Raw genomic sequence first — 13,542 nt, forward strand, 5'->3', positions numbered from 1 at the left:
GGATGGGATTACTCAGCAGGAACCGCGACGACGACCTTCGCCGGCCGCAGCTCCACATCGCCCAGGCGATAGCCGACCTCGACGACCTCGAGGATCGTCGACTCGGTCTGGCCGGGAGTCGGCTGCTGGAAGACGGCCTCGTGCTGCTGCGGGTCGAATGCGTCTCCCGCCTCGCCGTACGACACGAGCCCGACGTTCTCCGCCACGGCGCGCATCTTCTCGGCGACGAGCGCGAACGCCGACCCCTCTTCGAGGTCGCCGTGCTTCTGCGCGCGATGCAGATCGTCGAGCACTGACAGCATGCTCTTCGCGACCGACCCCTTGGCGCGGTCGATCTCGATCTGGCGCTGCTCCTCGGTACGGCGACGGTAGTTCGCGTACTCCGCCTGCAGTCGCTTCAGGTCGTGCAGCAGCTGCGTCTCGTAGTCGCTGTGCTCCGCCTCTGACGCCTCGTCGGTCTGCTCGGTGTCGAGGATGTCGTCGATCGTCAGACCGGCGTCCTCGATCTGCTCGCCCGTGCCCGACTCGCCATCGCCGGAATCAGCGTGCCCTGCCTCATCCGGAGCCTGGTCGCCCGCCTGCGCTTCGGGGTCGGAAGCAGCTGCCTCCGACCCCTCGGCGTCAGGGCGGACCTCGTCGTTGTCGTCGAAGTCCTTGCCCGTCATTACTTCTTCTCGTCCTCGTCCTCGTCGTCGACGACCTCGGCGTCCACGACGTCCTCGTCCGACTCGGCCGAAGCGCCGTCGGCGCCCGCCTCACCGGCCGCGGCGCCGTCCGCCTGCGCCTGGCTGTAGATCGCCTCGCCGAGCTTCGTCTGCGACGCGTTCAGCTTGTCGAGCGCGGTCTTGACCGCATCCTCGTCCTCACCGGCGAGCGCCGTCTTGAGCGCGTCGACGTCGCCCTGCACCTCGGTCTTGACGTCTTCAGGCAGCTTGTCGTCGTTCTCCGAGATGAGCTTCTCGATCGAGTAGACGAGCGACTCCGCCTGGTTGCGCTGCTCGAGCGCCTCCGCGCGCTTCTTGTCCTCCGCGGCGTTCTCCTCGGCCTCGCGCACCATCCGGTCGATGTCCTCCTTGGGAAGCGAGGAGCCGCCCGTGATGGTCATCGACTGCTCGGTGCCCGTGCCCTTGTCCTTCGCCGAGACGTGCACGATGCCGTTCGCGTCGATGTCGAAGGTGACCTCCACCTGCGGCACGCCGCGCGGTGCGGGGGCGATGCCGGTCAGCTCGAAGGTGCCGAGCGGCTTGTTGTCGCGGGTGAACTCGCGCTCGCCCTGGAACACCTGGATCGCGACCGACGGCTGGTTGTCGTCCGCCGTCGTGAACGTCTCGCTGCGCTTGGTCGGGATGGCGGTGTTGCGCTCGATGAGCTTCGTCATCCGGCCGCCCTTGGTCTCGATGCCGAGCGACAGCGGGGTGACGTCGATGAGCAGAACGTCCTTGCGCTCGCCCTTCAGCACGCCGGCCTGCAGGGCTGCGCCCACGGCGACGACCTCGTCAGGGTTCACGCTCTTGTTCGCGTCCTTGCCCGTCTCGCCCTTGACGAACTCGGCGACTGCAGGCATGCGGGTCGAACCGCCGACGAGCACGACGTGCGCGATGTCGCTCATCTTGACGCCGGCCTCGGCCATCACGTCGTGGAACGGCTTCTTGGTGCGCTCGAGCAGATCACTGGTGAGCTCCTCGAACTTCGCGCGAGAGAGCGTCTCACTGAGCGAGACCGGGCCGTTCTCGGTGAGCGAGAGGTACGGCAGCGAGATCGACGTGGACGTCGAGCTCGACAGCTCCTTCTTCGCCTGCTCCGCGGCCTCCTTGAGGCGCTGCAGCGCGATCTTGTCGCCTGCGACGTCGACGCCCGTCTCGTTCTTGAACTGCTTGATCAGGTGATCGACGATGCGCTGATCCCAGTCGTCGCCGCCGAGACGGTTGTCACCGCTGGTCGCGCGCACCTGGATCGTCGAGAAGTCGTCGTCCTTGCCCACCTCGAGCAGCGAGACGTCGAACGTGCCGCCGCCGAGGTCGAAGACCAGGATGAGCTCGTCCTCCTGGCCCTTGTCGAGGCCGTAGGCGAGGGCTGCCGCTGTCGGCTCGTTGATGATGCGGAGCACGTTGAGGCCGGAGATCTCACCGGCCTCCTTCGTGGCCTGACGCTCAGCGTCGTTGAAGTAAGCAGGAACGGTGATGACCGCGTCGGTGACAGTGTCGCCGAGGTACTCCTCCGCGTCGCGCTTGAGCTTCTGCAGGATGCGCGCCGAGATCTCCTGCGGCGTGTACGCCTTGCCGTCGACCTCCTGCGTCTTCCAGTCGGTGCCCATGTGACGCTTGACCGACGCGAGGGTGCGGTCGACGTTGGTCACGGCCTGGCGCTTGGCGGTCTCGCCGACGAGCACTTCGCCGTCCTTCGTGAATGCGACCACCGACGGGGTGGTCCTGGCGCCCTCGGCGTTGGCGATGACCTTCGGTTCGCCGCCCTCGAGGACGGAGACGACCGAGTTGGTCGTTCCGAGGTCGATACCCACAGCACGTGCCATGTCTTGCTCCTTCTCGTCAGAGTGTCAGAAGTCTGCTCACGAAACCTCAGTCGTGATGACTCAAGTGTAGAACCTGAGTCTGAAGGAGTCAAATTTACTTGATACGAGTCGGCTCAAGTTTTGGATGTGCCATTCGCCGACGCGGCAGTCCGAGCACCGGGAACCGGTGTCGACGAACCGCACGTCGGCGCCGTGGCCTGCGTCACACGCCGCGGCCTCGCACACGAAAGAAACACGCCGCGGCCTCGCACACGAAAGAATGGGTGATGTGCACCCCTCACACAGAATCGCCCACCCGCCGACCGAGACCGTCGCGGCCATCGTCGCAGCGCTCGCCGAACACGGGTTCCCGGTCGCCGTCGGCGGCTCCGCGGTGCTCGCCTCGCTCGGCCTGGTCGACCGCGTGCGCGACTGGGATGTGACGTGCGAGGGCGATCCGGATGAGATCGCCCAGGCTCTCGATGTGCTCGGGCTGACCTGGACTGCGCCGCCGAGCGCCGGCCGCCCGTTCGCGACGGATGCGCGGTACGTCGTCGATGCCGGCGACCACGAGATCGACGTGCTGGTGGGCTTCGCGGCGTGGGACGGCGACCGCATCGAGCGTTTTCCCGTGCGCACGAGCACGACGTGGCTCGGCCTCCCCATCGCCGACCCGGATGTCTGGACGAACGCGTACCGTCTCATCGGCCGTCCGGAGCGCGCGGCGGTTCTCTCCTCGCGCGATCTTCGCCCCTGAGGCCCGCCTCACACTGTAGGGATGGTGTCCGTTCCGACGGTGCGATCCTGGAACTCCGGCTCCAGCTCGCGCAGGTGCCGGTCGGTTGCACGGCGCTCGGCGGTGAATGCGGTGAGTGCGATCGCTCCGCCGACGAGGGCCAGTGCCGCCGCCACCCACGCCGGGGCGACGTAGCCCCATCCGGTGGCGATCACGGCCCCACCGAGCGCGGCGCCCAGGCTGTTGCCGATGTTGAGCGCCGAGTGGTTCAGAGCCGCGCCGATCGAACGGTGGCCGCTGGCGACGTCGAGAAGTCGCAGCTGCACAGTCGGCACGGCGGTCGCCGAGGTCAGCGCGAACACGAACAGCGCGATGATCAGCGGCACGGTGTGGTGCGAGAGGATCCCGACCAGTGCGGCGGTGACCACCAGGCAGAACAGGCCGTAGACCAGGGTGCGGCGCACGCTGATGTCGGCGAGCGCACCGCCGAGGAAGTTGCCAGCGACCATGCCGGCCCCGACGACGACCAGCGTGACGGGCACCACCCATTCCGGCGATCCGGCCGCCTCTGTCACGAATGTCGCGATGTAGCTGTAGATGGCGAAGTACGCGCCGAATCCGACCCCGCCGATCGCCACGGTAAGCCACACCTGCGGCATCCGGAAGATGCCGAGCTCCTGACGGAAGGTGCGGCCTGGGTCGCCCGGCTGAGCGGGCACGAACCGGATGATCAGCACGAGCGCGACGACGAAGACGAAGGCGACGACGACATAGGCTGCACGCCACCCCAGCATCTGGCCGAGCAGAGTGCCGCCTGGCACACCGATGAGGTTGGCGACGGACAGCCCGCCCATCACGATCGCGATCGCGCTGCCGCGCTTGGCAGGCCCGAACAGCTCGGAGGCGACGATGGCGGAGATTCCGAAGTACGCGCCGTGCGGCAGGCCGGAGAGGAATCGTGATGCGGCGACGAGACCGAAGTTCGGCATCAGGAACGTGAGCGCGTTGAACACCAGCAGGGCGATGACGAGCCCCACGAGCACCCGATGGCGCGGGTATCGCGAGACGAACCCGGCGATCGTCGGGGCGCCGACCACGACGCCGAGTGCATACATGCTGATCAGGATGCCCGCCTGCGCGATCGCTTCTTCGGGCGAGGTCGCGTAGACACCGGGCAGCAGATCGGCCGCGAGGCCCGGCAGCAGGCCCATGGACACGAACTCGGTCATGCCGATGCCGAAGCTGCCGATGGCGAGAGAGAGGAGCGCCCTCATCGCCACACCCCTCGATTGCGTCGAGGAGGTCATGACACCAGACTAGGCGCACCCTGTGCCCAGGGGCGACCGGTTCAGCCCGGAATCGCCCCAGAGGTCACGCGGTGTTCATCTCGACACCGCTGCCGGACCGGCCGCCCGCTGCACGATCGTGGCCACGCCGCGATCACCGTCCACGCGCACGATGTCGCCCGTGGCGATCTCTCCGACAGGATCGACCTCGCCGAACTCTGACACCGTCGGAACGCGGGTGACGACGGCGCCGAGCACGGCCTTCGTCGTCATCGCGGTGAAGACCATCGCGAGCGGCGCGGTGCCCATCAGCCTGGTGCTCTGGAAGAACCCCGACCAGCCGGATGAGCCCTTCGCTCCGGGGAAGACGAGGATCTTCCCCGCGAAGCTCACGTCGAACAGCTCGTGCCTGCGCTCGATGATGACGCCGCGGGCGGGGTCGATACCGCCCCATCCGGAGATCGTCTCGTGCGAGACCAGCGCCTCTCCCTCGACGACGCCTGGCACCAGGCCGCGCCCGATCAGTTCCTTCGTCATCGCAGCTCTCCTCTCCAACGGCCCGTGACCGCCGCGTCGACGCAGTCCTCGAGCGTGCCGAACCAGCCCTCGATGCCGAGAATCGCCGGCAGGTAGTGCACCTGCTTGGCGGAATCGCTCGCGAACACGCGTGTTCCGTCAGGCGCGGCCTTCGACATCGCGGGACACGAGTCGGTCAGGATGTGGGCGCCGGCGCGCTCGATGACCTCGGTGCAGCCGGAGGCGTCGGCGATCGTGCGCAGCGCCCGCGGCGTCATGATCCACATCTCCGTATCGGCGTTCAGCCGCTTGCCGTCGAGCGCGGCGGCGATCCGCTGCAACTGGTCGAGCGACGCGTGCGGGCATCCGAGCAGGATGAAGTCCACCTCATCCGACTCGCCCTGGCTGTTCAGCGTCTCGTACGCCCAGCGCCTCTCACGCTCGCCGAAGTGAACCGCCTCGGGCACCGACTTTCCGCCGAAGGCAGCCTCGATGGTCGGCGCCTCCGGCGTCAGCCCCGGTATGTGGAAGAGCTCGACGCCGCCTGCCGTCGCCGTCGCCGCGCCGAAGTGCTTCAGGTCGGCCAGCTCCGGCAGGCCGATGCCATCGCCCGTGAGGACGGGCCGCCCCTCCTGCACCACGTCGCCGACGTAGTAGCCCAACAGCCCCCAGTCCTGGAACGACTCGACTGGCGCGTCAACCTGGAAGAGCGTGTCGCCGTACCGGTTCTCGTCCTTGTGGTTGCCCCAGCACGGGAGGCGTCCGGTGAGGCTGGCCGACCCGGTCGACGCCGTCCCTTCGCAGTTGGTGCGTGCTCCGAGGACCGAGTTGGCGTAGACGACCGCTGACGATTCCATCCACGCGACATGCTCGCCTCTCACCGGCAGGTTCCCGACTTGGTAGGGCGTGCAGGTGGACAGGATGTTGACGCCGTGCGCTCCGAAGAAGGACTCACCCGTCGTCTGCAGCTCGACGTTCTCCGACGGGTACGTCGCGATCCCGACGGAGTCGGGCCCGAACCCGCTCTGCAGCTGGCATGTGGGAACCTTCATCCGAGGAATGTCCACGTCCTCGTCGGTGTCGAGGTTGATCACCGCGAACGACTTCGCCCAGCCGCCCTCCTTCACCAGCTGGTGCTTGATCGGCGACGGCTGCGTCATGGTTCCCGCCACATTCCGCACCCGGCAGAGGTGCTCGGCGCCGAGCGCATCGCCGTACCGGATCAGCAGATCCATCGCCGCCGCAGTGGCTTCGCCCTCGCCACCGTCGCGCATGACCTTTTCCTCATCGGTGAGTTTCATCGTCCGCTCCTCCTGTCGTCATCGTTCGAGTGCGGGGACCGTCGGCTTCGGGCGGAGCGCTGCTCCCGCGACGACGACTCCGCCGAGTCGGCGCAGAGCCCGAGCCGTCCCGTGGTCTGCGCCGCGGCCGCGACTGCTGCTGCGACAATGACCATCCGGCGCACCGTGCGCGATGAACGAGAAGTCCTGCGGGCCATCTTCAGCTCCTTCGGATCACGACTCTCCCTCGAGGCGTCGGATCCGAGACTCGCGGACCCAGAGCCCCATCACCACTCGTTTTCCGAGGGCCGGAAGGAGTCGGTCCCCGACTACACGAACCGGGCGGAGCGCAGCGCGCACGAGATCGTCTCCGTCAGATCCTGCGTGTACGGGCGCGCAACGCTCTGCGGGCCGACTGTGCGAGGGGCGAGCGTGGCGACTGCATCATCCGATCCACCTGGGTGAGCCCGACCGCGGCCCGGCCTGTAGACGTATCCGCGCTGTACCCTCCCGCCACCGCTCCCGCACCGCTATGGTGAACCGGAACGACACGGCACCGTTCGTTAACCGGGGCCCCGTAGCGTCCAGGCGAAGCGTCGGCGGTGCCGGCGGAGCCTGCAGCAGGAAGAGATGACGTGACCGACACCCCGCGCCCGAAAGCCACCGCCGACAGCGCTGCTCTGCCGGTGATGGGCCTGGGCGACAAGCTCGGCGATAAGCCGGTCAAGCGCTCCAAGGTGATCGCGTGGGCGTTCTGGGACTGGGGGCTGCAGCCGTTCCACACGGTGCTGCTCACCTTCATCTTCACGCCGCTGTACCTCACGACCGACTTCTTTCTCACACCGGAGCAGCAGTCGCTCCCGGATGGCGCAGCCAGGGATGCCGCGATCGCCGAGCTCACCAGCGGGCTCGGCATCGGAACGACCATCGCCGGACTGCTGATCCTGCTGCTGGCGCCCGTGCTCGGGCAGCAGGCGGACGCCGCGGGCAAGCAGAAGCTGTGGCTCGGCATCGGCACCGCCGGCGTGATCGCCTGCTCCTTCGGACTCTGGTTCGTCGAGCCGGGCCCAGGGCTGTTCTGGCTCGGTGTCGCCCTGCTAGGTCTCGGCTCCGTCGCCAGCGAGATCGGCACGGTCAACTCCAACGCCATGCTGATCAGCATCGCAACGCCGAAGAACATCGGCCGCATCTCCGGCCTCGGCTGGGGCTTCGGCTATCTCGGCGGCGTCATCGCCCTCACCCTCGTCATCGTCTTCTACGCGATGAGCTGGTTCGGCCTCCCGGAGGACGCCGGTCTCCCGTTCCGCCTCGTCGCCGTCGGCTGCGCTGTCTGGGGCATCGCGTTCACGATCCCCGTGTTCCTCGCCGTGCCCGAACCCAAGCCGTTGGGACGCCCGGAGCGCCGGAGGAACTTCTTCGCCGCGTACGCCGTGCTCATCCGGGACGTCGTGGCGCTCTACCGCAACCGCGCGACCCGCAGCACGTTCTGGTTCCTCATCGCGAGCGCCGTGTTCCGCGACGGGCTGAGCGGCGTCTTCACCTTCGGAGCCATCATCGCCGGCACCGTGTTCGGCTTCGAGTTCCTCGAGCTGGCGGCCTTCGGCCTCGCGGCGAACCTCGTCGCAGGGCTCTCGACCGTGATCGTCGGCCGCTGGGACGACCGCTTCGGGCCCAAGGCAGTGATCATCGCCTCGCTGAGCGTGATGATCGTCGCAGGCGCCGCCACGTTCGCGCTGATCGATCAGGGCAAGCTCGTGTTCTGGATCTTCGGCCTCATGCTCACCGCCTGCGTCGGGCCCGCCCAGTCGGCGTCGCGATCGTTCCTCGCCCGCGTCACTCCCGCAGGCCACGAGGGCGAGATCTTCGGCCTCTACGCGACCACCGGCCGCGTCACGAGCTGGATGTCCTCCGCCGCGTGGACCATCCTCGTCGTGGCCTTCAGCTCGACGAGGTTCGGCATCCTCGGCATCGTGCTGGTGCTGGCCATCGGGCTGGTGCTCATCCTGCCGATCCGCTCGACGCACGCAGCGACGAGGGGCGCATCGTAGCGGAGCGACACGGCGACGGCGTTCGCATCACGCCGCTTCCGCGCCGCGGCGGCACTTCCGCGTGAGATCGATCACCTCATCCGCCCACGCGACATCCTCGTGGTCGTGCGTGACCCATCCGATCGCTCGGCCCTTCGCAGCTTCCTCCGCCAGGATCGCTCTGATGCCGTCCCGGCTGTCGGCATCGAGCCCCGCGCTGGGCTCGTCGAGCAGCAGAATGCCGCCCGGCCCTGAGAAGCGCGCAAGCGCCTGAGCGATAAGGGCTCGCTGACGCTGACCACCTGACACCTCGTGGATCGAACGACGTGCGAGTCGCGCGATTCCTACGCGTTCCAGCGCGTCGTCTACGGCGACGCGCAGCTCCCGCCTCGAGCGCCCGCGAGCCTCCCGCCCCCACGTGCCCATCGCCACGATGTCGCGGACCGAGAGCGGCAGCGTGTCGACGATCGCGGTGCGCTGCACGACGAGCGCGATCTCCTCCGAACGTTCGACACGCCCGGCCCGCGGCGTGCGCGTGCCCGCCATGATCTCCATCAGGGTCGACTTGCCTGTGCCGTTCGCTCCGACGATCGCGGTGATCGCGCAGGCGCGCAGTTCCGCGTCTATCTCGTGCAGCACGTCGACGTCGTCATAGGCGAAGCAGATGCCGATCGCCCGCAGTCCGGGTGGTCTCATGCCTCCATACTAGATGAGAATGATTACTGTTTGCTATAGGGTTGATCAGTCATGACGCTGCTTCTCCCCTTCACCTCCGAGTTCATGGTGCGCGCTCTCGTCGGCGGCACTCTCGTCGCCGCCGTCTGCGCCGTCGTCGGCACCTGGGTGGTCGTGCGCGGCATGGCCTTCCTCGGAGAGGCGATCAGCCACGGCATGCTGCCAGGCGTCGCCATCGCGACCCTGCTCGGCATTCCGCCCCTGTGGGGAGCCGCCGTCAGCGGCGCGGCGATGAGCGCGGCCATCGGTCTGCTGCAGCGGCGAGGCAGGCTCTCGTACGACACCAGCATCGGACTGCTGTTCGTCGGGATGCTCTCGCTCGGCGTCATCATCGTTTCGCACTCACGCAGCTTCGCCACCGATGCGACCACAATGCTCTTCGGAGACATCCTCGCCGTCGGATGGTCGGACGTCCTGATCCTCGCAACGACGCTCGCCGTCGTCGCGACGATCGCAGCCGTGTTCCACCGGTCCTTCGTCGCCGCCACGTTCGATCCGCGCATCGCGCACACCCTGGGTCTGCGCCCCCACCTCGCGCACACGCTGCTCACGACACTGGTCACCGTTGCGGTCATCGCCTCGTATCAGAGCGTCGGCACCCTGCTCGTGGTCGGAATGCTGCTCGCCCCGGCGGTCGCCGCCGGCCGCTGGACGAGGTCGATCCCCACGACCATGGCGCTGGCCGCAGCATTCGGCATCGCCGCCGTCGTGATCGGCCTGACCGTGTCATGGCACGCAGCCACCGCAGCCGGTCCCACGATCGCGTGCACGGCGATCGTCCTCGCCGCCGCCTCCGCGCTCACGTCGACCGCCGTCCACCGCACGCGGACGAGGAACGCCCGCCACGTTCCGGCTCATCCGGCCGCACCCGCACCCATCCCGCTGCCGGCAGAGGCCATCACCTCCGCCGCACCCCGCACGGAAAGCAATTGATGAAACGCCTCCACTCCCTCATCGCACCAGTCGCGCTCGCGCTCATCCTCGCCGGATGCGCCACCGCAGCCGAGGAGCCCGCGCAGGAATCCGAGTCGGGCCACGGCTCGGTCGCCGGAGCGGAGCAGGTCGCCGAAGCACAGCCGCTGCTCATCTCGATCGATGAGGCCGGCAGCGTCGGCCTGCACGACCTGCTCACGGATGAGACCACACAGCTCGGCGAGATCGCCGCGCCCGATGCCGTCGCCTCCGATGGCCGCTATGCGTTCGTGACGACGGCCGACGGTCTCACCATCGTCGACGGTGGGCGCTGGAGCTGGGATCACGGCGACCACTTCCACTACTACCGCGCCGACCCCGCCCTCCTCGGCGCGGTGCCGGGCGTCGGCCCCGCCGCCGTGACGGGCGCGCCGCTGGCGACGGCCGGCGGCACCGGTGTGTTCTTCTCCGGCTCGGGCGACGCCGTGCTTCTCGACAACGAGGCGCTCGGCGACGGCGAGATCGTCGAGTCGTTCCGGATCGCCACAGGCGCGGAGAGCGGCGTCGTCGCGCCCGTCGACACGGGTGCCATCGTGGCGACGACCGACGAGGCCGCTGTCTACGACGCGGCAGGCGAGCGGATCGGCGAAATCGAGTGCGAGGCACCGTCCGGTGCGATCACGACCCGCGTCGGCACCGTCGTCGGCTGCGCAGACGGTGCGATCCTCGCCACCGGTCGCATCGACGCGCTCGACATCGAGCAGATCCCCTACCCGGATGGAGCGGCCGAGCGCGCAAAGGAGTTCGACGGCCGGAAGAACCGGCCGACCGTGGCCGCGCTCTCCGGTGAGAGCGGCTTCTGGCTGCTCGACACGCGCGCCCGCGCCTGGACCCACGCATCGGTCGACGCCTCGCTCGTCGACGTCGTCGCCGCGGACGATGCGGACGGTCACGTCGTCGCGCTCGACGCCGACGGCCGCGTGCGGGTGTACGACTCGGAGGGCACGGAGCTCTCGGCCAGCGAGCCGCTCGTGGCGGAGAGCTTGAACTCCGGCGGCATCGTCGATCTCGTCGTCGACACGCAGCGCGCCTACCTGTCCGACCCCGCCGGCGGCGTGGTGCACGAGATCGACTACGCCGACGGCGCCCGTGTGGCACGCGAGCTCACCACACCCACCACGCCTTTCCTCGCCACGGAGCTGGGCCGATGACCCGCCCCATCCGTCGCACCGCGCTGCTCGCGTTCGTCGGTGCGACGGCTGCTGCAGCGCTGGTCGGCTGCGCACCGGCATCCGGAAACGGCGCGCACATCGTCGCGACCACGAACATCCTCGGCGACGTCGTCAGGCAGATCGCCGGCGACGAGGCCGGTGTGACCACCCTGATGAAGCCGAACGCCGACCCGCACTCGTTCGAGATCTCCGCCCAGGAGGCCGCCGGGCTCGCCGAGGCCGATCTTCTCGTGTCGAACGGGCTCGGGCTCGAGGAGAACGTCGAGCAGCATCTCGCCACGGCGGCCGGCTCCGGCGCGGCGCGCTTCGTCGCAGGCGATCACATCACCCCGCTGAGCTTCTCCTCGGGCGTCGGCGCTGGCGACGATCCCCACTTCTGGACGGACCCCGACAGAATGGCCGACGTCGTCATGGCACTCGGCGACGAGATCGCAGGGCTCCCCGGAGTCGACGTGTCCGCGATCGAAGAGCACACGAGCGCGTACCTCGAGGAGATCGACGCCCTCGAGGCGGAGATGACGGCCGCATTCGAGGCGATTCCGGATGATCGCAGGGCGCTCGTGACGAACCATCACGTGTTCGGCTACCTCGCCGACAGGTTCGGCTTCGACACAGTCGGCGCCGTGATCCCGAGCGGCACGACCCTCGCCTCGCCGTCGGCCGCAGACCTCGAATCACTCGCGACGGCCATCGAGAGCGCCGGTGTACCGGCGATCTTCGCGGAGTCGAGCCAGCCCGATCGCCTCGTCCAGGTGCTCGCCGACGAGGTCGGCATCGATGTCGCAGTCGTCGAGCTGTTCTCCGAATCGCTTACCGAGCCCGAGGGAGAAGCACCGACCTACCTCGACATGATGCGCGTCAACACCGACCGCATCGCCCAGGGCCTCACTCGATGAGGCCGCATCTGAAAGGAAACACTCACATGACGACGAACCCACGCTGGCGCACGAGCGCGACCCTCGCCTCGCTCGCGGCCGTCGCGGTGCTCGCCGCAGGCTGCGCATCCGGCGCCGCGGACGATCCAGCGAACACCTCAGGCTCCGGCGAGGCCGCGGCAGACGTCGCAGCAGGCGACCGCCTTGCCGTGTCGATCGCCGACAAGGTCCTCGTTCTCGATTCCGACACGCTCGAGGTCGTCGACGAGTTCGACAGCGAGGAGTTCACCCGTGTGAACCCTGTCGGCGACGCCCGCAATGTGCTGGTCACCACGAGCGAGGGCTTCCAGGTGCTCGACACCGCGGCACCCGAGCTGACGGACACCGTGTTCGATGCCGACGCCGCCGGGCACGTGGTGCGCCACCACGGCAAGACGGTCCTGTTCGCCGACGGAACCGGCGAGACGACGATCTTCGACACCGACGCGCTGGTCGATTCGGAGGGCGCTCTGCCCGAGGTCGAGACCTACCAGGCTCCTGACGCCCACCACGGCGTCTCGATCGTGCTGGCGGACGGAACCCTGCTCACCACCGTCGGCGACGATACGGCGCGTTCGAGCGCGCTCGCGCTTGAGCCGCACGACGACCACTACGACGAGATCGCCTCCAGCGACGAGTGCAATGACATCCACGGTGAGGGAACGGCGCAGGGCGAGGCCGTCGTCTTCGGATGCGCCGACGGCGCCCTGCTGTACAAGGACGGTGCGTTCTCGAAGTTCGACGCTCCGGACGAGTACGGCCGGATGGGCAACGCGTATGTCTCCGAGACGAGCCCCATCATCGTGGGCGACTACAAGAAGGATCCGGATGCCGAGGGCTACTTCCTGAACGACGTCGCGCTGATCGACACGGAGGCGGAGACCTACAAGGTGCAGAACCTCGGCGACGTGGAATACACCTGGCGCGGTGCCGTGCGCGGCCCGAACGATGACGCGTACGTCCTCGGCAGCGACGGCGCCATCCACGTGCTCGACCCTGGCACCGGCGAGCTGACCGCCTCCTACCCGGTGATCGACGAGTGGGAGAGCCCCGCCGAATGGCAGGACGAGCACCCCGCACTGGTCACCGATGGCGAGGTCGGGTACGTCGCCGACGTGGCGAACAGCCGCATCGTGTCGGTCGACCTCGCCACCGGCGAGATCCTCACGGAGGGCCCGGCCCTGCCCGCCGCACCCGGTGAGATCGCGTTGAACCTGGGCTGACCCGGGTCGACGCAGGACCGCGGGGCGCCGGAGAGAACTCCGGCGCCCCGCTTCTGTGCGCGTGAGAAGAACGTCGAGCTCCGACGCTGGATCGTTCGCAGCCGGGTACGGTTCGGTTCCACGGGTAGGCACGCGACCTCCGAGTGGTTAAGCTGAGAGGACGACACTTAGG

Annotated in this window: 12 protein-coding genes; 6 read left to right on the plus strand and 6 right to left on the minus strand. The window is 68.4% G+C overall.

Annotation, left to right across the window (positions count from 1 at the left end):
• Positions 1–8: 8 nt before the first annotated feature.
• Together DZG09_RS01455 and dnaK are read right to left on the minus strand one after the other, a co-directional pair.
• Positions 9–665: a nucleotide exchange factor GrpE gene (locus tag DZG09_RS01455; RefSeq protein ID WP_119695964.1), complete on the minus strand. Its 657-nt coding sequence runs from the start codon at positions 663–665 to the stop codon at positions 9–11.
• Positions 665–2,530 (minus strand): molecular chaperone DnaK, encoded by a 1,866-nt coding sequence (gene dnaK, locus DZG09_RS01460; RefSeq protein WP_119695965.1) that lies wholly within the window; start codon positions 2,528–2,530, stop codon positions 665–667. Before dnaK ends, DZG09_RS01455 begins: the two co-directional genes overlap by 1 nt.
• A gap of 268 nt (positions 2,531–2,798) precedes the next feature.
• Here dnaK and DZG09_RS01465 point away from each other — a divergent pair, with 268 nt between their 5' ends.
• Positions 2,799–3,266: a hypothetical protein gene (locus DZG09_RS01465; RefSeq protein ID WP_162893099.1), complete on the plus strand. Its 468-nt coding sequence runs from the start codon at positions 2,799–2,801 to the stop codon at positions 3,264–3,266.
• A gap of 8 nt (positions 3,267–3,274) precedes the next feature.
• Here the strand turns inward: DZG09_RS01465 and DZG09_RS01470 are convergent, their stop codons facing one another.
• The 3 genes from DZG09_RS01470 to DZG09_RS01480 all read right to left on the minus strand — a co-directional run bounded on the left by DZG09_RS01470 (position 3,275) and on the right by DZG09_RS01480 (position 6,348).
• On the minus strand, positions 3,275–4,552 hold the full coding sequence (locus DZG09_RS01470; protein WP_119695967.1) for an MFS transporter: 1,278 nt from the start codon (positions 4,550–4,552) through the stop codon (positions 3,275–3,277).
• A gap of 75 nt (positions 4,553–4,627) precedes the next feature.
• Entirely contained in the window at positions 4,628–5,068 is a 441-nt protein-coding gene (locus tag DZG09_RS01475; RefSeq protein WP_119695968.1) for an aconitase X swivel domain-containing protein, read from the minus strand.
• Positions 5,065–6,348, minus strand: coding sequence for an aconitase X (locus DZG09_RS01480; RefSeq protein ID WP_119695969.1), 1,284 nt, complete (start codon positions 6,346–6,348; stop codon positions 5,065–5,067). Before DZG09_RS01480 ends, DZG09_RS01475 begins: the two co-directional genes overlap by 4 nt.
• 614 nt (positions 6,349–6,962) lie before the next feature.
• Here DZG09_RS01480 and DZG09_RS01485 point away from each other — a divergent pair.
• On the plus strand, positions 6,963–8,375 hold the full coding sequence (locus tag DZG09_RS01485; protein WP_240423599.1) for an MFS transporter: 1,413 nt from the start codon (positions 6,963–6,965) through the stop codon (positions 8,373–8,375).
• A gap of 27 nt (positions 8,376–8,402) precedes the next feature.
• Here DZG09_RS01485 and DZG09_RS01490 read toward each other — a convergent pair whose 3' ends face one another.
• A complete protein-coding gene (locus tag DZG09_RS01490; RefSeq protein WP_119695970.1) occupies positions 8,403–9,050 on the minus strand; it encodes an ATP-binding cassette domain-containing protein in 648 nt (215 codons plus the stop codon).
• 51 nt (positions 9,051–9,101) lie between these two features.
• Here DZG09_RS01490 and aztB point away from each other — a divergent pair, with 51 nt between their 5' ends.
• The 4 genes from aztB to aztD are packed head-to-tail and all read left to right on the plus strand — an operon-like array spanning position 9,102 to position 13,370.
• A complete protein-coding gene (aztB, locus tag DZG09_RS01495; RefSeq protein WP_119695971.1) occupies positions 9,102–10,022 on the plus strand; it encodes a zinc ABC transporter permease AztB in 921 nt (306 codons plus the stop codon).
• Entirely contained in the window at positions 10,022–11,212 is a 1,191-nt protein-coding gene (locus DZG09_RS01500; protein WP_119695972.1) for an ABC transporter, read from the plus strand. Before aztB ends, DZG09_RS01500 begins: the two co-directional genes overlap by 1 nt.
• Positions 11,209–12,129: a zinc ABC transporter substrate-binding protein AztC gene (gene aztC, locus DZG09_RS01505; RefSeq protein WP_205529021.1), complete on the plus strand. Its 921-nt coding sequence runs from the start codon at positions 11,209–11,211 to the stop codon at positions 12,127–12,129. Before DZG09_RS01500 ends, aztC begins: the two co-directional genes overlap by 4 nt.
• A gap of 26 nt (positions 12,130–12,155) precedes the next feature.
• Positions 12,156–13,370, plus strand: coding sequence for a zinc metallochaperone AztD (gene aztD / locus DZG09_RS01510; RefSeq protein WP_119695973.1), 1,215 nt, complete (start codon positions 12,156–12,158; stop codon positions 13,368–13,370).
• Positions 13,371–13,542: the final 172 nt, after the last annotated feature.

This window comes from Microbacterium halotolerans, from assembly GCF_003569805.1.
Taxonomy (GTDB): domain Bacteria; phylum Actinomycetota; class Actinomycetes; order Actinomycetales; family Microbacteriaceae; genus Microbacterium; species Microbacterium halotolerans.